This window comes from Stenotrophomonas sp. YJH_SMC_73 (assembly GCF_059370155.1).
Genome location: NZ_JCAFTJ010000014.1, coordinates 49,383 through 74,712, shown reverse-complemented (window position 1 = coordinate 74,712; position 25,330 = coordinate 49,383). Strand labels below are relative to the sequence as shown.

Here is a 25,330-nt window from a genome sequence, read left to right as displayed (position 1 = left end):
CGCGGGCGAACAGCCGTGGTAGTGCCGGCCGCTGGCCGGCAGATTCGGGTGCCGGCCAGCGGCCGGCACTACCGTGACGATCGTCAGATGTCGCGGTACTGGATCTGCGAAGCCAGTACGCGCAGGCCGTCGGCATTGCTGGACAGGATGCGCTCTTCGCCGACACCTTTCTGCCGTTTCAGCTGGAAGCCGTGTTCGGCAGGCAGCTGCGCGGCGATGGTGTCCATGCGTTGCATGGCATCGGGGCCGCTGCAGTCGAAGTGGCCCCAGTGGGCGCCATCGCGGTGGATCTGCAATCGGTAGTTCATTGCGGTGTCTCCGGCAGCTCCTGCAGCCAATGGTCGAACATCGCGGTGGCCGCCGCCGCCAGCGGTGCACCGTAACGGCGTGCCTGGGCGCGAAGATCGTTCGGATCGATGCCGGCCTGCGCCAGCTCCAGGGTGTGGCCGATCAGCCAGCGTTCGAACTGGCGGGCATCCAGTTCCGGGTGGCATTGCAGGGCCAACGCATGGCTGCCCATGGCGAAGGCCTGGTGGCGGCAGGCCGGCGTGCTGGCCAGGCGACGTGCACCGGCCGGGAGTTCGAACGCCTCGCCATGCCAATGCAGTACCGGAATGCCCTGCAGGGCCTGCAGTGGCGAGCGTTGGCCGTCATCGGTGAGCAGCAGCGGCGCAAAGCCGATCTCCTTGCCGCCACTGGCGGCGACGTCGGCACCGAGTGCGCGCGCCATCAGCTGCGCGCCGAGGCAGATGCCCAGCGTGGGCCGTTGCTGCTGCAGCCGACGTTGCAACAACGCGATGCTGTCGTTGAGGAAGGGATAGCGATCAACATCGTTGACGCTGACCGGGCCGCCCAGCACGACCAGCAGGTCGGCGGTTTCGGCGGAGTCGAGCGCGTCGATACCGGCCTGCAGCACCTGCAGCTGCCAGCCCTGTGCCGACAGCAGTGGCTGCAGGATGCCGAGGTCTTCAAAGGCGACGTGTTGCAGGACGACCGCGTGCTTCATGCGGGGGCTCCATTGCTGGGCCAGTAGAAACTGTCCGGGGTTGCGCGTGCGCCGAAGATGGCCTGCCCGACGCGGACCACGGTGGCACCTTCCTCGATCGCCACTTCGAAGTCTCCGGACATGCCCATCGACAACTGCGAAAGGTCGATGACGGGAGGTGCAGTGCGCTGCAGCTGGTCGCGCAGTTCGCGCAGGCGCACGAAGCAGGCACGCACGCGTTCGACCTCCGGGGTGAAGATGGCCAGCGTCATCAGGCCGCGTACGCGCAGGCGATCGAACGCTGGAAGCTGCTGCACAAAGGCCTCGACGGCAGCGGGTTCCAGACCGTACTTGCTGGGTTCGGCGGAGGTGTTGACCTGCACGAACACATCCAGCGTGCGGTCTTCCAGCTGCAGGCGCTGCTGCAGTGCTTCGGCCACGCGCAGGCTGTCCAGCGCCTGGAACTCGCTGGCGAAGCGCGCCACGTAGCGCGCCTTGTTGGTCTGCAGATGCCCGATCACCGACCAGTGCACGCCAAGATCGGCCATCGTCTCGGCCTTGCGTTGCGCCTCCTGCACCTTGTTCTCGCCCAGCTCGCGGCAACCGGCGGCCACCGCCATGCGGATGCGGGCATCATCGACGGTCTTGCTGACCGGCAGCAGGCGCACGCTGGCCGGGTCACGGCCGACGCGGGCGCAGGCATCGGCGATGCGTTGGCGCACCGTGACCAGGTTGGCGGCGATCTGTTCAACGGACTGGGCGACGGGCCAGTCGGCAGCGGCAAGGGGCATGCGGGCACCTCCAATGCAGGGTGGCCAGGGTGGGATACACTGGCACAGGACAAGAGATATTTTGGCATAGGACAAAATGAAAATCACCGGGCACAGCGCCGAGTCGATCTTCGACAGCATCCGCGACGGCATCGGCAAGGGCCGCCTGCCGGCCGGTAGCGTGCTGCCGCCGGTGCGTGAACTGGCCGAGCAGCTGGGCGTGAACCGCAACACCGTGGCTGCTGCCTACAAGCGCCTGGATGCGGCGGGACTGGCCAGCACGGCGGGCCGCCGCGGCACGGTGGTGCGTGGCCTGCCGCCGCCGCTGGCGCGCGAGGGCAGCACCCCGGGGCTGGCGCTGCAGGACCTGGCCGGTGGCAACCCGGATCCGCGCCTGCTGCCGAACCTGCGCCTGACCCCGGCGGCGCCGCGGCTGTATGGCGTGGGTACGGTCGACACGAGGTTGCAGGCGCTGGCACGCGCCTCGCTGGATGCGGATTGCCCCGAGGGATATGCGCTGGAGCTGACCCATGGCGCCGTCGATGGCATCGAGCGCCTGCTGGCGGCGTGGCTGCTGCCGGGTGATCGCATCGCGGTGGAGGATCCATGCTTCCTCGGCAGCCTCAATGTGCTCAATGCGTCGGGTCATGCGCCGTTGCCGGTGGCGGTGGATGCCCAGGGCATGCAGGTCGAATCGCTGCGGCAGGCGCTGGAGGCTGGTGCACGTGCGGTGCTGCTCACCCCCCGGGCGCACAATCCGACCGGGGCCAGCCTGGATGCGAAGCGGGCGCGGGCGTTGCGGCAGTTGCTGGCGGCGTACCCGCAGGTAGCAGTGCTGATCGACGATCACTATGCGCTGCTCTCGCAGCAGGCCTATCACTCGGTACTGCCGCTGGATGGGCGGCGCTGGGCGCTGCTGCGTTCGTTGTCCAAACCGCTCGGCCCCGACCTGCGGCTGGCCTGGCTGGCCTGCGATGAAGAAACCGCGATGCGGTTGCGGCTGCGATTGGCATCCGGTATCGGCTGGGTCAGTCACCTGCTGCAGGACGCGGCAACCTCGGTGCTGGCGTCGTCAACGCAGCGGGCGAAGATCGCCTCGGCAGGCGAGCGTTACCAGCAGCGCCTGCAGTCGCTGCAGGAACTGCTGCGCGCGCGTGGCGTGCCGACGCCGCTGCCGATGGAGGGATTGAACCTGTGGCTGCCGTTGCCGGGCGACAGCCATCCGCAGGTGCTGGCGCTGGCCGCGCGCGGATGGCATGTGCGCGCTGGCGAGGTGTTCGCGGTGGCGGCGCCGGCACATGGCCTGCGCATCACCTGCGCGGCGCTGGGCGCGGCGCAACTGCGGCCGCTGGCTGACGACCTGGCGGCGGTGTGCGGTCTGTAGCGTCGAGCGATGCTCGACGTTGCTTCGCCTTTGTAGAGCCGAGCCATGCTCGGCTGCTGATGGTAGAAGCAGTCGAGCATGGCTCGACGCTACAGAAGCAGATCAGGGCGCGGCGTTGGCGCCCGGGCGCACGTAGTAGGACTGGCCGCTGTCATCGACGAACATCAGTTCCGGCTTGCCCTGCCATGAGGTGAGCATGGCGCCGGTGTTGTTCTGGTGCTTGACCATCAGGCTGGCACCACGGTCCGGGTTGGCCACCACCTTGAACACTTCCGTGGTGCCATTGGCATCGTCCAGGGTCAGCACGGCTTCACCGCCGCGATCGCTGGTGCCATAGCCCCCGCGTTCGGAGCCATCCGGGCCGAGCAGGATCAGGCCGGACAGGGCGGTGGCGCGCGGCCCCTGGATACGGCCCCGGCTGAGGGGGTCGGGCACCGGCGCGCCTAGGATCACCCGGGGTTGGCCCGTGCCATCGTGGATGATCAGCCCGCGCGCTTCGATGATGCGCTGTGGCGATTGGCTGCGATGCAGGCTCCAGGCGGTCCAGCCGGAAACCAGCAGGGCGAGTGTGGAGACCACCAGCGTGGTCAGCAGCAGTGCGCGCGGCATCGTGTCGTCCTTCCTTGGATGCAGCGACGATAGCGGATGCGGGCGACCGATGGCCAGTTCATTGTGTGACGCTGTGTATCGTCAATGGAAATCGCGGCTGTGGCTGCGCAACCCCTGCAACAGTTCATCCAGGCAGTGCATGCGCTGCACGATGACATGCTGCACGCCATCGACGCGTTCCAGGCGGCCGTCGATCTGCATCAGCCGGGTATCGACCAGGACCCGGTGCTGGCGATCGGCCAGGTGCCGCCAGACCACGGCATTGACCATGCCGGTCTCGTCTTCAAGGGTGAGGAAGGTAACGCCACTGGCGGTCTGCGGGCGCTGGCGCATGCGGACCAGGCCGGCGATGCGCACGCGACGGCCATGGCCGTGGCCCGCAAGCTGCGCGGCATCCAGGCAGCCGCGGCTGCGCAGTTGCGTGCGCAGGAACGAGATCGGGTGGCGGCCGAGGGTGGTGCCGATGCTGCGGTAATCGGCCTGCATGTCCTCCCAGGCGCTGGGCAGGGGCAGCGGCACGCGTGCTTCAGCGGTGGCGCGGGCCTGGTCGAACAGCGGCAGCCGGTTCTCCACGCCGGAGATATCCCAGCGTGCACGATGGCGATGGCCGCTGAGCCCGCGCAGCGCACCGGCATCGGCCAGCAGGCCCTGCTGGCGGCGATCCAGGGCGGTGCGCTGGCACAGGTCGCCCACATCGTCGAACGGGCGCCGTGCACGTTCGCGCATGATGGCCTGTACAGCCGCTTCATTGCAGCCGTCGACCAGGCGCAGGCCGAGCCGGATCGCGGCCGCGCCCCTGCTGAAATCCAGCGTGCAGTCCCAGTCGCTGTGGCGCACGTCCACGGGAAGCACGCGGATGCCATGCCGGCGCGCGTCCTGCAGCAGCTGGTCGGGGCTGTAGAAACCCAGCGGCTGGCTGTTGATCAGGCTGGCGGTGAACGCGGCCGGATGGTGGCATTTCAGCCAGCAGCTGTTATAGGTCAGCAGGGCGAAGCTGGCGGCGTGGCTTTCCGGGAAACCGTAATCACCGAACCCCTTGATCTGCTCGAACAGGTGCTCACCGTATTCGCGGCTGAAGCCGTTTTTCAACATGCCTGCCAGCAGTTTTTCACGATGCGGTTCCAAGCCGCCACGGCGTTTCCAGGCCGCCATCGAACGGCGCAGGGCATCGGCCTGGCCAGGCGTGTAACCGGCTGCTTCGACCGCCAGCTGCATCACCTGTTCCTGGAACAATGGCACGCCCAGCGTGCGTGCGAACACGCGTTCCAGCTGCGGTGGGTAGAGCGGGTTGTCCGGGTCGTTCAACGCGTCCGGTCCCTGTTCGCGCAGGATCCGGCGCCGCTCCAGATAGGGGTGCACCATGTCGCCCTGGATCGGGCCAGGGCGCACGATTGCCACCTCGATCACCAGGTCATAGAACGTGCGTGGCTGCATGCGCGGCAGCATCGCCATCTGTGCGCGCGATTCGATCTGGAACACGCCGATGGTGTCGGCGGCGCAGATCATGTCGAAGGTCTTTGCATCCTTGGGCGGGATCGCATCCATGCGTCCTTCATGCAGGCCATGCTGTTTCAGCATGGCCAGGCACTTGCGGATGGCGGTAAGCATGCCCAGCGCCAGGCAGTCGACCTTCATCAGGCCGGTGGCATCCAGATCGTCCTTGTCCCATTGGATGACGGTGCGGTCGGCCATCGCCGCGTTTTCCACCGGCACCAGGGTCGACAGGGGATGTTCGGAAATCACGAAACCGCCGGGGTGCTGCGACAGGTGGCGCGGGAAGTCGATCAGCTCGGCGGTCAGCGCCAGCAGGCGCCGCATCAAGGGCGTGTCCGGATCGAAACCGCGCTCGCGCAGGGTTTCCGGCAATGGGATGTTGCCGCCCCAGTGGTCCATCGCCGCGCCCAGTTCGTTGACCTGGTCCATCGGCAGGCCAAGTGCACGCGCCACGTCGCGGATCGCGCTGCGGCCACGGTAGCTGATTGCCACCGCGGTCAGTGCGGCGCGCTCGCGGCCATAGCGCTTGAACACGTACTGCAGCACTTCCTCGCGGCGCTCGTGCTCGAAATCGATGTCGATATCCGGTGGCTCGTCGCGCTCGGCGGAGATGAAGCGCTCGAACAGCAGGTTGCTGCGTGCCGGGTCGATCTCGGTCACGCCCAGCACGAAGCACACCGCGGAGTTGGCCGCCGAGCCGCGGCCCTGGCAGAGGATGTCCTGGCTGCGCGCGAAGCGCACGATGTCCTGCACGGTGAGGAAGTACGAGGCGTAGTTCTTCTGCTTGATCAACGCCAGTTCGTGTTCGATCTGCTCGCGTTGTTTCGGTTCGATGCCGCCTTTCCAGCGCCAGGGGATGCCACGCTCGACCAGCACGCGCAGCCAGCTGTCCGGGTCATGCCCCTCGGGCACCAGCTCGCGTGGGTAGGTGTACTGCAGCTGTTCCAGGGTGAAGTGGCAGCGCTCGGCGATGCGCAGGGTCTCGGCCAGCAATTCGGGCGGATACAGTTGGGCCAGCGCGGTGCGCGGACGCAGATGGCGCTCGCCGTTGGGGAACAGGCGCCAGCCAGCCTCGGCCACGCTGCAGCGGTGGCGGATCGCGGTCAGGGTGTCCTGCAGGGCGCGGCGGCGGCGCACGTGCATGTGCACGTCGCCACTGGCGACCAGCGGCAGGCGGTGGCGTTGGCCGAAGGCCTGCAGCTGCTGCAGGCGGCGTGCGTCGTCGTGTTCGTGGTGCAGCTCCACCGCCAACCACAGCCGATCATTGAAGCCGGCGCGCAGCAGTTCCAGGTCGGTGGCGGCCGGTTGCCGGTCCAGCCACAGGCACAGCAGGCCGTCGGGCAGGCCGAGCAGGTCCTTGCGCAGGCAGCGGTACTCGCCCTTGGCTGCGCGCCGCCGGCAGGTGGTGATCAACTGGCAGAGCCCGGCATAGGCGGCCTGGTCGGTGCACAGCAGGGCCAGCTTCGGGCCGTCCTCGACCTGGAATTCGGCGCCGACGATCAGCGCCACGCCATGCGCCTTCGCCGCCTGCCAGGCGCGCACAATGCCGGCCAGCGAGCATTCGTCGGTGATCGCCAGTGCCCGGTAACCCTGGCCAGCGGCGCGCGCGAACAGTTCTTCGGCGATCGAAGCACCGCGCTGGAAACTGAAGGCCGACAGGCAGTGCAGTTCGGCGTAGCCGGGCAGTTCGCTGTGCATGGCGGCTCAGCCGAACCAGCCGTGCAGCATCCACGGCGCATGCGGATCGTTGCGCTCACGGAAGGCCCAGCCGCGCTGGCCGTGTGCGGTTTCCACCACGTAGTAGTCGCGGCGTGCGTCGGCCTGGTCCCACCAGCCCGATTCGATCCGCTCCGGCCCGGCGACGATGCGCAGGCGCGGGTCACGCAACGGTTGTGGGGTGTCCAGCAACCAGCCGGGGCGCAGTGGCCAGTACGACGGGGGCTTGGCCGGTGGCTGGGTGCCACTGGCGCGTTCGGGGCGATGGTCGGCCTGCACCGCCAGCGGCTGCACGGCGTCATCACCCAGCCGCGCACGCAGGCGCTCGCGCAGCTGGTTCCAGGGCATCGCCTGCGCCGGCCGGGTATCGAACAGGTCACGCGCGGCGGGCACGAACGGTGGCAGCTGCTCGGCCTGCAGGCGCAGTGCGCGGCTGCCGGCCGGCAGGGCGAACGCTTCCATGCGGTTGCGTGCGATCTCGAACAGCAGCGCAGGATCGCGTTCGGGGGCCAGCAGGCCGATGGTCAGCACGCTGGCCGGCAGCAGGTCGTGCTCGAAATGCAGGTCGAAGCGCTGCACGCCGCCATCGCGCGAACACAGGAAGGCGGCCAGGTCCAGCAGCAGGCGGCGCAGCGGGAACAGCAGGGCCTGGCTGGATTCGATCTCGTATTCGAATTCGATGCGCGCATCGAAACGGTCCGGTGGCTGGTAGTAGCGCAGCGGCGCGGTGGGCAGGCCGCGCAGTGCATCCAGCTGCTGCAGTACCTCCGGTGCGAAGCGCCGGGCCAGGCTGTCACGCGGCAGCTCGAGCACCGCACCCAGCGTGCGCAGGCCGGAACGGCCGAGCACGGTCACCGCGTCGCTGGGCAGGCCGCAGCGCGGCAAGGGTAGCTGCGCCAGTGCCGCTGGCAGCTGCTGCGCATCGATGCCGAGGCCGTCGTGGACGTTGGCCAGCACGCGCGCGGCATGTGCCGTGGGGGCGGCCACCAGGCGGTGGCGGAAACCGAGTTCATGCAGTTCGTTGCGCAGGCGCTTTTCGATCGTCAGCCAGTCACCGAACAGGGCACGGCTGGCGCCGATTTCCAGCACCAGTGCATGCGGGAAATCGAGGCTGACCTGCGAGCTGTAGGCGTAGGCCCAGCTGGCCAGCAGCTGCCGGGTGTGCTGTTCCGCGTCAGGGTCGTAGTCGTGCAGGTGCATGTCCTGCACCAGCACCTGCGCGGCCGACAGCAGCATGCCCGGGCGCAGCCCTGCTGCGCGCGCGGCCGGGCTGACCGCACGCAGCACGCGGCGCTGCGCTGGGCCCTGCAGCAGCACCAGTGGCCGCTGGGGGTCCGGCTGCAGGCGCAGCACGCTGTCCAGCGCCAGCTGCGGCAACAACAGGCAGGCCCAGTGCATGGCGCGGCCTCAGTGGGTGATGGCCAGTGGCAACGGCTGCGCGGGTGGCAGGCCGCCACGGCACTTCAGCACCCTTACCTGGCCGTGGTCGAGCTGCAGGCGCAGGCTGGCCGGGGAGGGGTTGCGCGCTGCCTGCGCCTCGCGGAACACGAAGCCCAGGCACTGGCCGCTGTCGGCGGCGACCTGCAGCCGGCGCAGGGCGCGATCGTCGGCCTGGTGCGGCCAGCACAGCACCGCCGCGCAGGCGGCAGAGCGCAGGCATTGTTCGGCCGCCCACAGCGCCTGCTTCGGCGCAGCGTGGATGATCTGCAGCTGGGCCAGATCCAGCCCGGCCGCGGCCCAGGCCGGGGCATGCGGGCGATAGGGTGGGGCGACCAGCACGATCGGGCGGTCGCGCTGGCTCAGCCTGGCCAGCGCCGGCCAGACCAGTGCCAGTTCGCCAACGCCCGGCGCCGCCTGCAGCACCTCGCACAGCCCGCTGGCCGGCCAGCCGCCGCCGGGCAGGCGTGCGTCCAGCGCCGGGTGGCCGCTGGCCAGGTGGTCGCTGGCCGGCCCCTGGCGGGCCGGGCCGCGCCACAACTGGCGGCCGTCCAGCAGCCGGTCGAGGGCGACGACGGCGCCCATCAGCCGGTCCTCCAAGGGAGGCGCCGGGCGGGCTGGAATCGGCAGGAACGGGCGGAAACGACAGGCATGGAGCGAGTATCGGCGGGCTGGTATCAGGGGCTGAGACCAGACATGCTACTCGTCTTGTGAGTAGAATTACTAATGAAATTGGCGGGCCGGGTTTCAGGTTGCTGAAGTGGGAAAGGAGTGCCGAGCCAGGTCGGCACCCACAGGGCCCGGTTACGGGCGGACCGGCAGCGCGACCGGGCGCAGCGGCGCGGCATCGCCGCCGCGGATCTTCAGCGGGCCGCCGATGAAGGCGAACTCGTAAACCTTGTCGCGGGCCAGTTCATCCAGCGCCACCAGTTCGATGATCGGCGCGCCCTGCTGGGCCAGCAGGTAGGTGTGCAGCGGCACGTAGTCGTCGGCCACCTCCGAGGGGAAGGTCTCGAAGCTCAGGTTGTCGGCGCCGACGATCATCGCGCCGCTGTCCTCAACCAGGAAGCGCGCCGCGTCCAGGCCCATGCCCGGCGGGTTGGCCATGTAGGCCTTGGGCTGTTCGAACAGGCGCATGCGGCCGGTACGGATCAGCACCACATCGCCCTGCTGCAGCTTCACCCGCTGGCGTGCCAGCGCATCCTTCAGGTCCTGGCGGGTGACGCGGTAGCTGTCCGGCAGCATGTCCACGCCCTTGGCGGCGGCCACGTCGATCAGTACGCCACGCGCGATCAGCGGCGGGAATTTCTCGATGCCGGTGACATTCCAGCCACGATCGCCGAGATGCTTGTCGGCCTCGAAGCCGTTCCAGATCTTTCCGTGGATGCCGAAGTGGTTCAGCGCATCGATGTGGGTGCCGGTGTGGCTGTACATCGAGAACGCGGTGCCGGTGTAGCTGCGGGTGAGGTTCATGCTCTCGCCCACGCCCATCGGATCATCCATCACCGTGCCGCGCGGGGTGTGGGTCATCCAGAACTGGTAGTGCGGGTCGCCGGCGTCCTGCCAGCTGGGCATGCCGACGTAGTAGTCGGTGGCCAGGTCATAGGCCTTGCCGCCGCTGACCCGCGACAGGATCGCCGCACGCGAGGCTTCGGTGATCAGGTTGAGCCGGCCGATCTCGTCCTTCGGCCCCCAGGGGCTGGTGCCGACCTGCTGGCCGGAGGGAACGCGTTCGTGCGCGGACACGGTGGTGGACGCCGCGGTGCCGGCCAGCAGCAGGGCCAGCGCGCTGGCCAGGATACGTGGGGTCATGGGGGAATCTCCTTGCAGGGTGGGGGAGGGTGCGGCTCAGGCCGCGACCAGGGGCGCCAGGGCCTGGCGCAGTTGCGGCAGCGGCAGGGTCTGCAGGCGCAGGCCGTTGCCGCCGATCACGGTGGGAATGGAGCGGATGCCGAGGGCAGCGGCGTCGGCACGATCGGCCTGCACGTGCTGGCGTACTGCGTCGCTGCGCATGTGGTCAGCGAAGGCACCACGGGGATGGCCCAGTGATTCGGCGATATCCAGCAGCACTTCGGCGTCGCCGATGTTGCGGTGCTGGTGCAGGTGCGCCCATTGCACCGCGTCGAACATTGCGCCATGGGCATCATTGCCGCCGATCAACCCTGCGGCCTGGCAGGCCAGTGCGCCGAGCCAGCCGGAGGGATATTCGAAGTCCTGTGCGCGCATGCCTTCGATATCGATGCGCGCGCTGTCTTCATGCGCGGCGCAGTCGGTCCAGTGGCGCAGGATGATCGCCTTGGCGCGCTCCATCGAGCCGAACACCTCGACCATCTGCGCGCGCGAGTCCTGCAGCACGAAGCTGCGATGGCGCACCTGGATGCCGAGTTCGGCCGAGACCTGCTGCAGGCGCGGGGCCAGCACGAAGCACCAGCCGCAGACCACGTCGTGGAAGAAGTCGACCACCGGCGCGGCGGTGGCGGGGGAAGGAACGGGAGACATCTGCCTGCCATCGGTGAGAGGGGAGGCGGCAGATTAGGCAGCGCGGCGGGGCCGAAACAGCGCGCCGTGGGCAGCTCAGTTTTCGCTGGCGGTTACGAATCCAGGCCGGCGCAGCGGGGCAGCTCGGCGTGCAGGAAATCGATGAAGGCACGCACCTTGGGTTGCAGGTGGCGCGACGTGGGATAGACCGCATGCACGAAGCGTGGCGGATAGCGGTGGTCGGGCAGCACCTGTTGGAGTTCGCCACGGGCCAGCGCTGGTGCCGCCAGGAACGAGGGCAGGGCGCCGATGCCCATGCCGGCCACCAGCAGGTCGCGCAGCAGCAGGCTGTTGTTGACGGTGACGCGTGCCGGCAGGGTGATGGTCACCTGCCCATCCGGGCCGAGCAGCGGCCAGCTGCCGGGGGAGTCGGACAGGCTGTAGGCCAGCACACTGTGCACCTGCAGATCGTCCACCGACTGCGGTGCTGGACGCTGCCGCAGGTAGGACGGGGCAGCGCACAGCACCTGTTGCAGCGAGGCAAGCCGGCGCGCCACCAGTCGCGAGTCGTCCAGCTCGGCACGCAGCCGCAACGACACATCGAAACCCTCACCGACCGCATCAAGCAGGCGATCTTCCATCACCAGGTCCAGCGACAGCTGTGGATGCTGTTGAAGGAAGCGTGGCAGCAGCGGCGACAGCGTGCTCAGTGCGAACGACTGCGGTGCATTGACACGCAGGCGCCCGGCCACCTCGCCACGCTGTTCGGCGATGCCACGTTCCAATGCGTCCAATTCGTCGAGCAGGCGGCAGCATTCGCGGTAATAGGCGTGGCCGGTCTCGGTCAGGCTCATGCGCCGCGTGGTCCGCTGCAGCAGCACCACGCCCAGGTGCGTTTCCAGCGCGCGCAACTGCTTGCTCAGCCCGGCCGGCGACATGCCCAGGTCTTCGGCAGCGCGGGCCAGCCCGCCGCGTTCGACGATGCGGCGGAAGGCGCGCATCAGGTTGAAGGAATCCATGCCGGTACCGGGCGCGATGAGGGCGCCATTGTAGATCCACGCCGTCCGTGGGTGGGGGAAACGCGGTGTCGGCCAAAGGGGGGATATCCACCGAGGCGGGGCGGGTTGCGCCGTTTGTTCAAGCGCGCAACCGTCGTGCCGCGCCAGCATGCAGGCCCCTCACGTTCCGGGTTGCCCATGAAACACTGGATCCTCCGCCTGTATGCCCCGTTGTTCCTGCTCGGTTTCGTTGCCGCCGCCGTCGTCTGGGTCGGCCACCTCCATGGCGATCCGCTATGGCTGCTGGCCTTGCTGGCGGTCGCCATCGCAGTTTCGTTCGCTGCCGAACGTGCCTGGCCGTATGACCCCGCGTTCAACCACGACCACGGCGACAGTCTGCGTGACACCCTGCATGCACTGGTCAACGAAAGCCTGAACCTGCTGTCGATCGCTGCGGTGCCGCTGCTGGCAGCGCTCCTTCCGTGGCAGCTGTGGCCGCTGCAGTGGCCGTTCGTTCTGCAGGTACTGCTGGCCATCGTCTGCGCCGACCTTGGCATTACCCTGGTGCACTACGCCAGCCATCGCATCGGCTGGCTGTGGCGGTTGCACGCGGTGCATCACAGCGTCACCCGCATGTACGGCTTCAACGGCTTGATGAAGCATCCGCTGCACCAGGCGGCCGAAGCAGTGGGCGGCGTACTGCCGCTGCTGCTGTTGGGCCTGCCGATGCCGGTGGCTGCGGTGCTGGCCTTCGCCATTGCCATCCAGCTGCTGCTGCAGCACTCCAACGTGGACATGCGCCCGGGCCTGCTGGGCCGGGTGATGGCGTGGGCACCGCTGCACCGCTTCCACCACATGCGTTACGGCAACGCTGGCGACGTCAACTTCGGCCTGTTCCTGACCGTCTGGGATCACCTGCTGGGGACCGCCTTCGATGCGCCGGGCTATCGGCTGCAGCAGCGCGACCTCGGCATCGGCAGCCAACCGGACTATCCGCGCGATTATCCGGGACAGCTGCTGGCGCCGTTCCGCGAACTGCCGCATGGCGAGGTGCCGGAGCTGCCGGAAGGTCTGCGCAGGCGCGGATGATGGGCCGTGTCAGGCCGCTTGAAGCTGCAGGCCCTGCAGCTGCGCGGCACCGATACCGAACATGCGGCGCAGGCTGCGCGACAGATGGGCCAGATCGGCGAATCCAGCGGCATGCGCACTGTCGGTCAGGGTGTGCCCGTGCAGATGATGCATGAGTGCGCGGCGCAGCCGCTGCCACAGCACCCAGCCGCGCAGGGTCACCGCCAGATCAGACTGGAAACGCCGGTGCAGCTGGCTGGTCGACAGGTGCGCCGCCCCGGCGATATCGGCGGCCGGCACCGGGCCGGGCAGGTGCTGGGCGATACGGGCCAATGCCGCCTGCACGCGGCGGTCCAGCGGTTGCGGGCGGCTCAGCCGTGGCAGCCAGCCGTGCAGTTCCAGCGCGTTGCCCGGCAGTGCGTGCAGGTATTGCTGGATCTGTGCGGGATTGGCATGCGTCGGCTCAAGAAACACCGTGCAGCCTGCTTCTGGCGCTAACAGGATCGCGTGCGGCTGGAATGATGGCAGCCACAGCCGCTGGCCTTGCTGCTGCACGCCATCGACCTCGACCTGCCAGGCTGCGCCGTCGCTGAGCAGCAGTTGATGGGCGTAGTGCGCGTGCGCGGCGCTGTCACCGGCATGACCCTGCAGCACGGCCACGTGAGCATCCAGCAGCAACGTGCCATTCCAGGGCAGGGCGGGGGAGGACATTGAGGGATTGTAGATCCACACCATGCGTGGATGAATCTCAATCGAAATCGATTATTTCGACAGACGGATTCACGGCGTCAACGCAACCGGCCCTACCCCGCCAACCCACAGGAAGCCCGCTTTTGCTTCGGCTGTTGCTTCTGAGGTTGCCTACCGCGGGTGCCGGGCGCCGCCCGGCCGTGCGCCCCCTCAGCGCCCGTGCGGATCCGGCCGGTGATGCACGTATTCAACCACGGTGCCATCGGGATGCACCGCATTGAACGCCGCCCCGGTCGGGACTACCTGCAGCGGGAAGATGATCTCGGCGCCGGCGGCGACCAGTTTGTCGTGATAGGGCCGAACGTCATCGACCAGCAGTGTCCCCGTGGTCGAGGTGAACGGTGCCAGTGCCGCCTGGCTGCCTTCGATCAGCAGGAAGGCGCCGACCATCGCCAGGCGCAGCCCGGCTTCCGGGAACGGGAACCCTGCATCGGCTACCACGCCCTGCAACTGCTCGTAGAACGCCACGCTGCGCTCCAGCTCGCCCGGGGCCACGAACACCCGGATCAGCACGCGCGGTGCGCGCTGGCTGGAGGTGTCACAGCGGTCGCGCCAGAGATGATCGAAGTCGCGATGTACGGTCATGGGCTCGATTCGTGGCCAGGGATCTCCATTATCAGCAGCCTCGCGCGGCGCGCTGATGACCGCCAGTGATGGCCTGATAACCATTGGCCGGGTTGCCCCTGTGACTTAGGTCCTGTTGACAGGTGTGAACGCCCTCGCACAATCTTCACAGGATTGGGTCGCCCTGCGCGGCCCGGGCAGGCAGGTTGTCACGCCGGGAGGAGGGTCCCGCGCGCAGACCGGCCCGTCCATCGGCCTGCGGGGCGTTGCCTGGCAACCCCTGCGCGGCATGAACGCTGCACCCTTCGGCGGCACTTTCCCTGGACCGATTGCCTTGGCAACGGAATTACGCCTGCCGATGAAAACGTTTACAAAACCGCTTGCACTGTCTCTGGCCCTGTCTGCCGCACTGGCCGCTCCGGCCTGGGCCGACCCGGCCGCGTTCACTGTGCTGACCCTGGAACAGGCGCCCCACGCCGAGGCGATGCCGGCGCTGGCCGCGCAACTGAAGAGCCTGAAGGTGGACGCGGTGAGCGTGCGCCAGGTGCAGCGCGGCATCGGCCAGGTCGATCCGCTGCAGGTGCTGGCCGATGGCCTGGGCTACGAGTACCGCTTCATTGCCGCCGGCAAGGACGATGGCCAGACCCAGCGCGGCCAGGCTGTTCTGACCCGGCTGCCGATCGCCGCTGAATCCGGCCCCGACCAGCCGGGCCTGAACTACCTGCGCCTGGACGATGGCCGCCACACTGTGGCGGTCTATACCGATGCCGGTGCAGGTGCGGCGCAGCTGCCGGCGCTGGTCACCCGTTCGCGGCTGGGTGCACCGGCGGTGCTGCTCGGCGCGGTGGCCGGTGAATCGGCCAAGGCCGCAGGCTTCGATCCGGCGCGTGTGGCGCTGGAAGCCGATGCCAGCTATTTCAGCGACGGCTTCCAGGCCGCCAGCAGCGCGCCGTTCAAGGTGGAAGGCAGCACGCTGCATGCCACCCTGCTGACCCTGGCCTATGCCGCCGACAAGCACGGCGACACGCCGTGGATGGACACCACGCTCAACGCCGATGCGCGCGCTGCGCTGCTGCTGAAGGCGATGACCGAGGATGAGAAGTTCCAGATGCTGCACAGCTACTTCGGGCTGGGCAAGGACGGCGGCCCGCTGCCGGAAGGTGCGGTCGGTTCGGCCGGCTTCGTGCCGGGCGTACCGCGGCTGGGCATCCCGTCGCAGCAGTCGGCCGATGCCGGTGTCGGCGTGACCAATCCGGGGGGCATCCGCCCGGGCGACTTCGCCACGGCGATGCCATCGGGCCCGTCCACCGCATCGAGCTGGAACCGCGAAGTTGCCTTCGCCGGTGGCGCCACGATGGGCCGCGAGGCGTGGCAGCAGCGCTTCAATATCCTGCTGTCGGGCAGCGTCAACCTGCAGCGTGACCCGCGCAACGGCCGCAACTTCGAGTACGCCGGCGAAGACCCGCTGCTGGCCGGCTCGATGGTTGGCGCGCTGATCCAGGGCGTGCAGAGCCAGCACGTGATCTCCTCGATGAAGCACTTCGCGCTGAACGACATGGAGACCCGTCGCAACTTCCACGACGTGCGCATCGGCGAGCAGGCCATGCACGAGTCGGACCTGTTGGCCTTCGAGATCGCGCTGGATGCCGGTCGCCCGGGCGTGGCGATGTGCTCGTACAACAAGATCAACGGCACCTACGGCTGCGAGAACGGCTACCTGATGAACCAGGTGCTGAAGCAGGAATGGAAGTTCCCCGGTTTCGTGATGTCCGACTGGGGTGGCGTGCACAGTGGCTCGAAGGCTGCGCTGGCCGGCCTGGACCAGCAGTCGGCCGGTGAGGTGTTCGACGCGGCGGTGTTCTTCGATGAACCGCTGCGCCTGGCCGTGCATGGCGGCGTGGTGCCGCAGGCGCGCCTGAACGACATGGTGGCGCGCATCCTGCGCACGATGTTCCTGCATGGCAACTTCGACAACCCGCCGCAGCACCAGAAGGTGGATGCCGAGGCCGGCTTCGCCGTTGCCCAGCGCACGGTGGAGGAGGGCAGCGTACTGCTGCGCAATGAGGGCAACCTGTTGCCGCTGGCCGACAGCGTGAAGCGCATCGTCATCATCGGCGGCCATGCCGACAAGGGCGTGATCGGTGGCGGTGGTTCATCGATGGTGGGCGTGACCGCCAAGGGCACCAACGCGGTGCCCGGCGTGATGCCGACCACCTGGCCGGGCCCGGTGATCTTCCATCCGTCCTCGCCGCTGGAATCGCTGCGTGCGGCGCGCCCGGACACGACTATCACGTATGTCGATGGCACCAACGCCGCTGCTGCGGCCAAGGCGGCCGCGCAGGCGGATGTGGCCATCGTGTTTGCCACGCAGTGGGCTGCCGAATCGGTGGACCTGCCGGACATGCAGCTGCCGGACAACCAGGATGCCCTGATCTCGGCAGTGGCCAAGGCCAACCCGAAGACCGTGCTGGTGCTGGAAACCAACGGCCCGGTGCGCACACCGTGGCTGGCGCAGGTGCCGGCGATGCTGCAGGCCTGGTACCCGGGCATCCGCGGTGGCGAAGGCATTGCCGCACTGCTGACCGGCCAGGTCAATCCGTCCGGCCGCCTGCCGGTGACCTGGGTGACGGACGAATCGCAGCTGCCGCGCCCGCACATCGACGGCCTCGGCTTCAAGCCGGCCAAGCCGTTCGGTGATGTGTTCGATTTCGATATCGAAGGCGCCAACGTCGGCTACAAGTGGATGGCGGCCAAGGGCCTGACCCCGACCTTCGCCTTTGGCCATGGCCTGTCCTACACCTCGTTCGCCTATGACAACCTGAAGGTGAGCGTGGAAGGTTCGCGCCTGGTCGCCAGCGTCGACATCCGCAACACCGGCAAGCGCGCCGGTGCCGACGTGGCCCAGCTGTACCTGAAGCTGCCGGCCGGCAGCACCACGCCGATCCGCCTGATCGGCTATGACAAGGTGACCCTGCAGCCGGGCGAACAGCGCCGCATCCGCATCGAAGCCGAGCCGAAGACGCTGGCCCACTACGATGCACAGGCGCGCCAGTGGAAGATCGATGGCGGCACCTACCAGGTGCAGCTGTCGCGCAACGCCGCCGAACCGCTGCAGACGGTGGACGTGCAGCTGGTGGAGCAGGTGCTGCGCTGAGGCTTGAAGGCACGGCCCGCAAGGGCCGTGCCTGAAAAAGGGGACGGAGGGGATTAAGTCGTTTATGCATAAACGACTTAATCCCCTCCGTCCCCTTTTCATATGGCGAACCACCCGCGCAGGAAATCGATCAGCTGCCGCACCTTCGGCGAGGGCTGCGTGCTGTGCGGGTAGACCGCGTACACGCTCTGCTGCGGGAAGCGGTGCTGGCGCAGCACCGGGCGCAGGCGGTCCTGGGCCAGGTCGTCCTCGATCAGCCAGCGTGGCAGCACGGTGACCCCGGCGCCGGCCACGGCGAAGGCGCGCAGGCTGCTGGCACCATCCACGCGCACCACTGCATTGCCCGGATTGGTGGCAAACAAGGCGTCGCTGCCGTCGGGCGCGACCACCGGCACGTCGGCCAGGCGCGGGTAACCCAGGCGGGGCAGGGTGCCCAGTTGCACGGGGTCATTGGCCGCATCGGCAGAGGGCAGGCGTGCCAGCAGGGACGGAGCCGCCACCGCGCACAGCGGGTGCCGTTCCAGTTCACTGGCATGCAGGCCCGAATCGGGCAGACGGCCGAGACGGATCGCCAGGTCGAAGCGCTCGGGAATCAGGTCTGCCGGCGCGGGAGACGTGGACAGATGCAGCTGCAGGGCCGGATGCCGCGCACGGAAGGCTTCCAGTGCGGGAATCAGGCGAAGCTGCGCGTACTCCGGGGTGGTGGTCAGGCGCAGCACACCCTGCAGCTGGTGCTGGTCGCGCCGCGCGGCATCGATTGCCGCCTGCGCGGCATCCAGCGCCTGTACGCAGTGCTGCAGGAACTGTTCGCCAGCGTCGGTCAGGGCCAGGTGGCGGGTACTGCGCAGCAGCAGGGTCACGCCCAGCTCCTGCTCCAGCCGTTTCAGGTTGAAGCTGACCACCGCACGGCTCAGGCCGAGCCGATCGGCCGCTGCGGTCAGGCTGCCGGCCTCGACCACGGCACGGAAGATATCGAAGCGATCGAGACTGACCATGGCGGTTCATTGTCAAAACAGATTTGACAGTGTTGCAGGTGTTGTCGTGTTTTTCCAACAGCTCCCGGGCGGCATGCTGGCGGTCTCTCTGCTGGAGCACCGCCGATGCCGTCCCCCCGCCTGCGCCATGAGGCGATCTTCCTGCTGGTGTTCGCCTTGGATCTGGTCAACATGTTCATCGCCACGGTGGCCTATCCGGCACTGGCAGCGGAACTGCACGCTGATGTCGGTACCCTGGCCTGGGTGGGCACCGCCTACATGCTGGGCCTGAGCGTGGTGATTCCGCTGGCGCCCTGGTTGGCCGCGCGCTGTGGTGAGCGTCGCCTGCTGCTGGTGGCGTTGCTGTTGTTCGCGGTTGCCGCTGTGCTGGCCGGCGCCGCACCGGGTATCGGCTGGCTGCTGGGCTGGCGCCTGCTGCAGGGGCTGGCCGGTGGCCTGCTGATTCCGGTGGCACAGGCGGCAGCGTACCGACAGTGCACGCCGGACCAGCGTGGCGCGCTGACCCGCCGCATCCTGCTGGTGGCGCTGCTGGTGCCCGCACTGGCGCCGGCGCTGGGCGGGTTGCTGGTGCAGTGGTTGTCCTGGCGCGGCGTGCTCTGGGCCAGCCTGCCGTTGGCGGTGGTGGCGATCAGCCTGGTGCTGGCCTGGATGCCGGCCGATGGCGCGCGCAGTGCGCCGCGCCTGCAGGCCTATGCGCTGTCCACCGCGATGCTGGCGCTGGGCGCGCTGCTGCTGGCGTTGACCTGGCTGGGTGAACCCGGCCATCGGGCCGCCGGTGCCGTACTGCTGTTGATCGCAATGCTGTTGGCGGCGGCCCACCTGCGGCATGCACGGCAGCAGGCGCAGCCCCTGCTGCGCTGGTCGCTGCTGTCCCATCGGGGCCTGCGCCTGGCGATGCTGGTCTATCTGGCAGTGCCCGGTGTGTTCATCGGCAGCCAGCTGGTCAGTACCCTGCAGCTGCACCAGGCCGGTTACAGCGCGGCACGCATCGGCGCGTTGATGCTGCCCTGGGCGCTGGCCTCGGCCATTGCGATCACGGCCAGCAAGCGCCTGCTGGCGCGCTTCGGCCCGGCCACGGTACTGCGTACGGGCATGCTCCTGCAGGCCAGCGGCCTGCTGTTGATGGCGCTGCTGCCGCAGCCGGCCTTCGCGTTGGCCGGGCTGCTGTTCGCGCTGATGGGCGCCGGCGGCAGCCTGTGCAGCAGCACCGCGCAGACGCTGGCCTTCCATGGGGTCGAGGGCGAAGCATTGGGCGATGCCAGTGCACTCTGGAACCTCAACCGCCAGCTCAGCTTCTGCCTGGGCACTGCGGCCATCGCGCTGCTGCTGGCATTGGCCATGCAATGGCTGCCGGCCCACGCCACCGGCATGGCGCTGGGTCTGGCCGCGGTACTGACCCTGCTGCCGATGGCGCTGCTGCGCCGGCCGCAGTTGCTCACCCTTTCGCAACCGGAGAACATCTGATGGATACCACCGCAGAACATGAAATCCACCACCTGCACGACAAGCTGCAGGCCTGGTTCCGTGCCGATGTCGGCGCCGATGCGCTGGAGGATCTGATGGCGCACTTCAGCGCGGACTTCAGCATGGTCGGCATCGCGGGTCGCCGATTGGATCGGCAAGCCGTGCAGGCGTTGTTCGCGGGCGGTCACGGGGCGCGCCCCGGGCTGCGGATTTCCATCGACGCCGTGCACGCGGTGGAAGCGCCTTCACCGCTGGCGGTGCTGCGCTATCGCGAAGGGCATTCGCTCGATGGCGGCACGCCTGCATGGCGGGAGTCACTGGCGGTGCTGCGGCAGGAAACCGGGCGCTGGCGCTGGCTGGCCCTGCATGAAGTGCCGGTAGCCTGATGTTGTAGAGCCGAGCCTACGCTCGGCTGCTCTTCGGGTAGGTCGCGGCGGTCTGAGCCGAGCGTGGGCTCGGCTCTACAGGACGCACTGCTCCCACATTGGCCGCACATGTGCCATCAGTCCTGCCTGCATCCACCGCAGAATGCAAAGCCCGCACACACTTCATGGCTCGGGGCAGGAGTAGGCTTGGAGCTTTCCTGCCGGGAGGGGTTGTCCATGCGTGTGCGTGCCGTCGCTGTAGCCATTGCCCTTTGCCTGTCCAGCGCCGTGCTGGCCGCCGATACCCCGCCGATGACCCCGGACATCAGCGGCAAGCCCTTCGTTGCCCCCGATGTCGGTCGTGACTACGACAAGCGCGTGGTGATGGTGCCGATGCGTGATGGCACCAAGCTGTATACGGTGATCGTGGTGCCCAAGGGTGCCCGCAATGCCCCGATCCTGCTGACCCGCACCCCCTACGACGCTGCTGGCCGTGCCAACCGCAGTGACTCGCCGCGCATGCGCGACCTGCTGCCACAGGGCGACGAGGTGTTCGTCGACGGCGGCTACATCCGCGTGTTCCAGGACATCCGTGGCAAGTACGGCTCCGAAGGCGATTACGTGATGACCCGGCCGCTGCGCGGGCCGTTGAACAACACCAGGGTGGATCACTCCACCGACGCCTGGGACACCATCGACTGGCTGGTGAAGAACGTGCCGGAGAGTAACGGCAAGGTCGGCATGCTCGGCTCGTCGTACGAGGGTTTCACCGTGGTGATGGCGCTGACCGACCCGCACCCGGCACTGAAGGTGGCCGCGCCGCAGAGCCCGATGGTCGATGGCTGGATGGGTGACGACTGGCTCAACTACGGTGCGTTCCGCCAGGTCAACTTCAACTATTTCGCAATGCAGACCGAGAAGCGCGGCAAGGGCACGCCGCTGCCCAGCCTCGGCTATGACGACTACAGCACCTTCCTGCGCCTCGGTTCGGCCGGTGACTACGCGCGTTTCACCGGCGTGGACCAGCTGACCTGGTGGAAGAAGCTGGTCGAGCACCCGGCCTATGATGGCTTCTGGCAGGGCCAGGCGCTGGACGCGGTGATGGCCAAGACACCGTTGAAGGTGCCGACCATGTGGCTGCAGGGCCTGTGGGACCAGGAAGACATGTGGGGTGCCAACCACGCCTACCAGGCGATGGAAGGGCGCGACAGCGGCAACAACCGCAACTACCTGGTGATGGGCCCGTGGCGGCACAGCCAGGTGAACTACGGCGGCAGCGAGCTGGGTGCGCTGAAGTTCGATGGCGATACCGCGCTGCAGTTCCGTCGCGATGTGCTCAAGCCGTTCTTCGACCAGTACCTGGTGGATGGCGCGCCGAAGGCCGATACGCCGCCGGTGCTGATCTACAACACCGGCGAGAACCACTGGGACCGCCTGAAGGGTTGGCCGCGCAGCTGCGACAAGGGCTGTGCCGCCAGCAGCAAGCCGCTGTACCTGCGCGCTGGCGGCAAGCTGGCGTTCCAGGCACCGGCGGCGGGCGAGGGGGACTTCGAGGAATACGTGTCCGACCCGGCCAAGCCGGTACCGTTCGTGCCGCGCCCGGTCCGCTTCGGCGACCGCGACATGTGGACCACCTGGCTGGTGAAGGACCAGCGCTTCGTCGATGGCCGCCCGGACGTGCTGACCTTCATCACCGAACCGCTGACCGCGCCGCTGCGCATCGGCGGCGCACCGGTGGTTCACCTGCAGGCCTCGACCAGTGGCACCGACAGCGACTGGGTGGTGAAGCTGATCGACGTGTATCCGGACCAGGAAGCGTCGACGCCGGAGATGGGTGGCTACGAGCTGCCGGTGTCGCTGGCGATCTTCCGTGGCCGTTACCGCGAAAGCTTCAGCGATCCGAAGCCGCTGGCCGCCAACCAGGTGCTGCCGTACCGCTTCGACCTGCCCAACGCCAACCACACCTTCCAGAAGGGCCATCGGGTGATGGTGCAGGTGCAGTCCAGCCTGTTCCCCCTGTATGACCGCAATCCGCAGACGTACGTGCCGAACATCTACCTGGCCAAGCCGGGCGATTACCAGAAGGCCACGCAGCGGGTCTGGCACAGCGCAGCGCAGGCCAGTTACATCGATCTGCCGGTGTATTGAGGTTGATGAGGTACGCCGGGTGCGCGATGCCCGGCGGCGGTAGTGCCGGCCGCTGGCCGGCATCCGCGACGGCGCGAGAGCGTGTCGACCAAGGTCGACACCTACCGGAGCGGGGATCCTCACCCCACCTTCGAGGGGCCCGTACGCCAGCGGCTGGGGACCAGGCCGAAGCGCTTGCGGAACGCGGCGGCGAAGTTGCTGGGGTGGCGGTAGCCGCTGGCGGCGGCGGCCTGCTCAACCGTCCATCCGTTTTCGCGCAGGCCCTGTTCGGCATGGCGCATGCGCTGTTCATGCAGGTAGTCGAACACCGAACTTCCATACTGCTGGGCAAAATGGCGGCGCAATGAGCTGGGGCTCATGCAGGCCAGCCGGGCCAGCTCGACCAGGCTGTGTGCATGGCTGGGGTCGTCATGCAGGTAACTGCGTACCCGTTCCAGGCGCTCGCGCTGGCCGGCACGCAGCGTGCGCACCGGGTCGGTCTGCAGATCCTCGGCCTGCAGGCCGAGGGCCAGCAGCTGCAATGCCACGCCTTCGCGCCACAGCGCGTCGATGCCGTCCTGCCACGGGCTGTCGAACAACTGGCCCAGCACCGGCAGCATGGCGTGGGGAATGGCCCAGTGGCGGCATTCCAGGTGCGTGCCAAGCGCTTTTTCCAGCTGTGGCATCTGGAAAACATCCGCGGCGATGCCACCCGGCACGATCACGCTGACCCCGCGCAGGCGCGTTTCGCCGGGGTGCGCGCCGGTCATCTCGATCTGGTCGCGATGGTGGGCGGTCATCGCGGTGCCGGCACGCAGGGTGAAACTTCCGCGTCGCGGGATACGCACGTCGACCTGACCCTGCAGCATCACGCGGATGGCGAGCCCGGGCCGCTGTTGCGCGGTCGCCACATAGGGGAACCGGTTATGCACGTCGGAGGCGATCAGGCTCATGCCACCGCGCATGAACTGTTCGTTGACTTCGCCGCGGCCGGCCCACTGGTCGTCACGCAGGTGTTCCGGATCAGCGCGGTAATCGAAGCCGTGGCGTTGGCCGAAGCGGCGGTAATCGGCAAAGGTGAAGTATCGGGACATCGCTCGGCACGTACAGGAGGGGAGGCGCTGGCACCATGGCCCATGTGCTGCCCCGCGTAGCGGGCAGCCTGGAAGGCCGGAAAACGCCAGGTTGGAAAAAATGTGTCGAAGAAACTGGAAACGTTTCCCATTGTCGCTGCGAATCATTCGCAGGGGATTTGAATACGGTCAAACCGATTGGTCATTACGGCCAAGTTGAACGGGGTGCCGGACATACGCCAGCGTTTTGCCGCTATATCCGTACTTGATTCCCTACATGAACTTCGGTTGAGGTTTCATTGCTGGAACGATCATCCGCGGACAGGCTGTTGGTCTGCTCGTCACAGCGGCCGGCGTAAGGTGATGGATTGGCGGCCGCGCGCCGCATCGCTCCCCCCACCGATGGAGAATGCAGATGATTGATTACCAGCTGACCGGCAAGACCGCGATCGTGACCGGCGGCGTGTCGGGCATCGGCCTGGCCGTGGCACAGACGCTGGCCGCATCCGGTGCCCGTATTTCGGTCTGGGACCTCAAGCAGGATGCGGTGGATGCCACCGTGGCGCAGTTGCGCAGCACCGGCGCACAGGCCATCGGCATCGCGCTGGACGTCACCGACGATGCAGCAGTGGAGGCGGCGGTGCAGCGCACGGTCAAGGAACTTGACGGCCTGCATGTGGCGGTCAACAACGCCGGTATCGGCGGGCCGGCGGCCAGCAGCGGCGACTATCCGATCGAGGGCTGGCAGCGGGTCATCGACGTCAACCTCACCAGTGTGTTCCTGTGCCAGCGTGCGCAGATCCAGGCAATGCGGGCCGCTGGAACCGGCGGCAGCATCATCAACATGGCCTCGATCCTGGGCCAGGTGGGCTATGCCGGTTCCACCGCTTATGCGGCGGCCAAGCACGGCGTGGTCGGGCTGACCCAGACCGCCGCGTGGGAACATGCGGCCGACGGCATCCGTGTCAACGCGGTGGGTCCGGGTTTCATCAGCACGCCGCTGCTGGAGAAGATGGACCCGAAGGTGCGCGCCACGCTGGAAGGACGGCACGCGCTGAAGCGGCTGGGCACGGCCGAGGAAGTAGCGGCATTGGTGGCCTGGTTGGCCAGCGACGACGCCTCGTTTGCGACCGGCGCGTACTACGCCATCGATGGTGGCTACCTGGCGCAGTGATGCGTTGAACGCAGGGTGCGGTGCCGACGGGTGTCGCCCGGCGCTACCGGGTGAACGGACTGTGGCGTGGCCTTCACCTCTGTGCCACGGGGGCCACGCGACGCTCCGGGAAAACCCCGGAGCTTGACCATGGAACTCACCCAGGATGTCTCGATCCTGCTGCGCGTAGCCGCAGCGATGCTGTTCGGCGGCGTGCTGGGCGTCGAGCGCGAGATGGGCAAGCACGCCGCTGGCCTGCGTACGCACATGCTGATCGCGGGGGCCGCTGCGCTGATCGTCGGCCTCGGCGACTCGGTGGCCGAGCATTTCCAGCAGGAGCGCTACCGCGACCTGCTGCAGGTCGATCCGGTGCGCCTGATCGAAGCGGTGGTGGCCTGTGTCGGCTTCGTTGCCGCTGGCACCATCCTGCGTGGGTCACGCGAGGACCAGGTCAGCGGCCTGACCACGGCCAGCTCGCTGATCATGGCAGCGGCCATCGGGATTGCGGTGGGGATCAGCAAGTACGTGATCGCCATCGGGGTGAGCGTGCTGTGCGTGCTGGTGCTGGCGGTGATGCGGCGGTTGGAGAAAAGGATTCCGTAGGGAAGGTCTAGTTGCCGGCCAGCGGCCGCCACTACCATGAGAGCCGTAATGGTCGGACCAATATGAAGTCTAGCCCTATGGTCTAATAGGCACTTCGTCGGAGCGGCGGTTAAATCAGCTGCAAGTGGTCTGATCGAAATCAT

Annotated in this window: 22 protein-coding genes; 8 read left to right on the top strand and 14 right to left on the bottom strand. The window is 67.9% G+C overall.

The genetic code is table 11. The annotated features are described in order from the left end of the window. Window positions 1-83: 83 nt before the first annotated feature. From AC5P8R_RS19265 to AC5P8R_RS19255, 3 genes are read right to left on the bottom strand one after another with little or no spacing between them, the layout of a single operon-like run. The gene (locus AC5P8R_RS19265) at window positions 84-308 is read right to left on the bottom strand and encodes a hypothetical protein (protein ID WP_329889984.1); all 225 of its coding nucleotides are present in this window, start codon (window positions 306-308) and stop codon (window positions 84-86) included. Then, window positions 305-1,006: a glutamine amidotransferase gene (locus AC5P8R_RS19260; RefSeq protein WP_329889983.1), complete on the bottom strand. Its 702-nt coding sequence runs from the start codon at window positions 1,004-1,006 to the stop codon at window positions 305-307. The genes AC5P8R_RS19265 and AC5P8R_RS19260 overlap by 4 nt, the downstream gene beginning before the upstream one ends. Then, window positions 1,003-1,776, bottom strand: coding sequence for a YggS family pyridoxal phosphate-dependent enzyme (locus AC5P8R_RS19255; protein WP_164167525.1), 774 nt, complete (start codon window positions 1,774-1,776; stop codon window positions 1,003-1,005). Before AC5P8R_RS19255 ends, AC5P8R_RS19260 begins: the two co-directional genes overlap by 4 nt. 76 nt (window positions 1,777-1,852) lie before the next feature. Here AC5P8R_RS19255 and ptsJ point away from each other — a divergent pair, with 76 nt between their 5' ends. Further along, window positions 1,853-3,139, top strand: coding sequence for a MocR-like B6 salvage transcription factor PtsJ (gene ptsJ / locus AC5P8R_RS19250; protein WP_046431219.1), 1,287 nt, complete (start codon window positions 1,853-1,855; stop codon window positions 3,137-3,139). Between the two features lie 102 nt (window positions 3,140-3,241). Here the strand turns inward: ptsJ and AC5P8R_RS19245 are convergent, their stop codons facing one another. The 7 genes from AC5P8R_RS19245 to AC5P8R_RS19215 all read right to left on the bottom strand — a co-directional run bounded on the left by AC5P8R_RS19245 (window position 3,242) and on the right by AC5P8R_RS19215 (window position 11,892). Next, complete coding sequence (locus AC5P8R_RS19245; RefSeq protein ID WP_032957269.1) at window positions 3,242-3,748, bottom strand: hypothetical protein; 507 nt, start codon at window positions 3,746-3,748, stop codon at window positions 3,242-3,244. Between the two features lie 81 nt (window positions 3,749-3,829). Continuing rightward, window positions 3,830-6,940: an error-prone DNA polymerase gene (locus tag AC5P8R_RS19240; RefSeq protein WP_053496085.1), complete on the bottom strand. Its 3,111-nt coding sequence runs from the start codon at window positions 6,938-6,940 to the stop codon at window positions 3,830-3,832. 6 nt (window positions 6,941-6,946) lie between these two features. Next, window positions 6,947-8,356: a Y-family DNA polymerase gene (locus tag AC5P8R_RS19235; RefSeq protein ID WP_046431214.1), complete on the bottom strand. Its 1,410-nt coding sequence runs from the start codon at window positions 8,354-8,356 to the stop codon at window positions 6,947-6,949. A 9-nt stretch (window positions 8,357-8,365) separates the two neighbouring features. After that, window positions 8,366-8,980, bottom strand: coding sequence for a translesion DNA synthesis-associated protein ImuA (gene imuA, locus AC5P8R_RS19230; protein ID WP_014647509.1), 615 nt, complete (start codon window positions 8,978-8,980; stop codon window positions 8,366-8,368). A 219-nt stretch (window positions 8,981-9,199) separates the two neighbouring features. Continuing rightward, a complete protein-coding gene (locus tag AC5P8R_RS19225; RefSeq protein WP_049418880.1) occupies window positions 9,200-10,207 on the bottom strand; it encodes a cyclase family protein in 1,008 nt (335 codons plus the stop codon). A 36-nt stretch (window positions 10,208-10,243) separates the two neighbouring features. Further along, window positions 10,244-10,894, bottom strand: coding sequence for a DsbA family oxidoreductase (locus tag AC5P8R_RS19220; protein ID WP_053496081.1), 651 nt, complete (start codon window positions 10,892-10,894; stop codon window positions 10,244-10,246). Between the two features lie 92 nt (window positions 10,895-10,986). Then, window positions 10,987-11,892, bottom strand: coding sequence for a LysR family transcriptional regulator (locus AC5P8R_RS19215; protein WP_041864222.1), 906 nt, complete (start codon window positions 11,890-11,892; stop codon window positions 10,987-10,989). 177 nt (window positions 11,893-12,069) lie between these two features. Between AC5P8R_RS19215 and AC5P8R_RS19210 the strand changes: the two genes are divergently transcribed. Next, a complete protein-coding gene (locus AC5P8R_RS19210) occupies window positions 12,070-12,960 on the top strand; it encodes a sterol desaturase family protein (RefSeq protein ID WP_046431202.1) in 891 nt (296 codons plus the stop codon). Between the two features lie 9 nt (window positions 12,961-12,969). Here AC5P8R_RS19210 and AC5P8R_RS19205 read toward each other — a convergent pair whose 3' ends face one another. Next, window positions 12,970-13,674, bottom strand: coding sequence for an AraC family transcriptional regulator (locus tag AC5P8R_RS19205; protein ID WP_169410356.1), 705 nt, complete (start codon window positions 13,672-13,674; stop codon window positions 12,970-12,972). 165 nt (window positions 13,675-13,839) lie between these two features. Beyond that, window positions 13,840-14,274 (bottom strand): VOC family protein, encoded by a 435-nt coding sequence (locus AC5P8R_RS19200; RefSeq protein WP_014647503.1) that lies wholly within the window; start codon window positions 14,272-14,274, stop codon window positions 13,840-13,842. A 337-nt stretch (window positions 14,275-14,611) separates the two neighbouring features. Here AC5P8R_RS19200 and AC5P8R_RS19195 point away from each other — a divergent pair, with 337 nt between their 5' ends. Continuing rightward, window positions 14,612-17,407 carry a beta-glucosidase family protein gene (locus AC5P8R_RS19195; RefSeq protein WP_169410357.1) on the top strand — a complete coding sequence of 932 codons (2,796 nt, stop codon included), beginning with the start codon at window positions 14,612-14,614 and terminating at the stop codon, window positions 17,405-17,407. Window positions 17,408-17,505: 98 nt separating this feature from the next. Here AC5P8R_RS19195 and AC5P8R_RS19190 read toward each other — a convergent pair whose 3' ends face one another. Beyond that, entirely contained in the window at window positions 17,506-18,402 is an 897-nt protein-coding gene (locus AC5P8R_RS19190) for a LysR family transcriptional regulator (protein WP_014647501.1), read from the bottom strand. A 105-nt stretch (window positions 18,403-18,507) separates the two neighbouring features. Between AC5P8R_RS19190 and AC5P8R_RS19185 the strand changes: the two genes are divergently transcribed. The 3 genes from AC5P8R_RS19185 to AC5P8R_RS19175 all read left to right on the top strand — a co-directional run bounded on the left by AC5P8R_RS19185 (window position 18,508) and on the right by AC5P8R_RS19175 (window position 22,379). Continuing rightward, the gene (locus AC5P8R_RS19185) at window positions 18,508-19,866 is read left to right on the top strand and encodes an MFS transporter (protein ID WP_142234901.1); all 1,359 of its coding nucleotides are present in this window, start codon (window positions 18,508-18,510) and stop codon (window positions 19,864-19,866) included. Continuing rightward, a complete protein-coding gene (locus tag AC5P8R_RS19180) occupies window positions 19,866-20,252 on the top strand; it encodes a DUF4440 domain-containing protein (protein ID WP_014647499.1) in 387 nt (128 codons plus the stop codon). The genes AC5P8R_RS19185 and AC5P8R_RS19180 overlap by 1 nt, the downstream gene beginning before the upstream one ends. Before the next feature lie 216 nt (window positions 20,253-20,468). Further along, a complete protein-coding gene (locus AC5P8R_RS19175) occupies window positions 20,469-22,379 on the top strand; it encodes a CocE/NonD family hydrolase (protein ID WP_032957710.1) in 1,911 nt (636 codons plus the stop codon). A gap of 119 nt (window positions 22,380-22,498) precedes the next feature. Here the strand turns inward: AC5P8R_RS19175 and AC5P8R_RS19170 are convergent, their stop codons facing one another. Next, window positions 22,499-23,452, bottom strand: a complete 954-nt coding sequence (locus AC5P8R_RS19170; RefSeq protein ID WP_495223737.1) for a helix-turn-helix transcriptional regulator — start codon at window positions 23,450-23,452, stop codon at window positions 22,499-22,501. Window positions 23,453-23,846: 394 nt separating this feature from the next. On the opposite strand from AC5P8R_RS19170, the gene AC5P8R_RS19165 reads away from it, so the two are divergent. After that, window positions 23,847-24,605: an SDR family NAD(P)-dependent oxidoreductase gene (locus tag AC5P8R_RS19165; RefSeq protein ID WP_014647496.1), complete on the top strand. Its 759-nt coding sequence runs from the start codon at window positions 23,847-23,849 to the stop codon at window positions 24,603-24,605. 129 nt (window positions 24,606-24,734) lie between these two features. Further along, a complete protein-coding gene (locus tag AC5P8R_RS19160) occupies window positions 24,735-25,187 on the top strand; it encodes an MgtC/SapB family protein (RefSeq protein ID WP_014647495.1) in 453 nt (150 codons plus the stop codon). The last annotated feature ends 143 nt before the right edge of the window (window positions 25,188-25,330 follow it).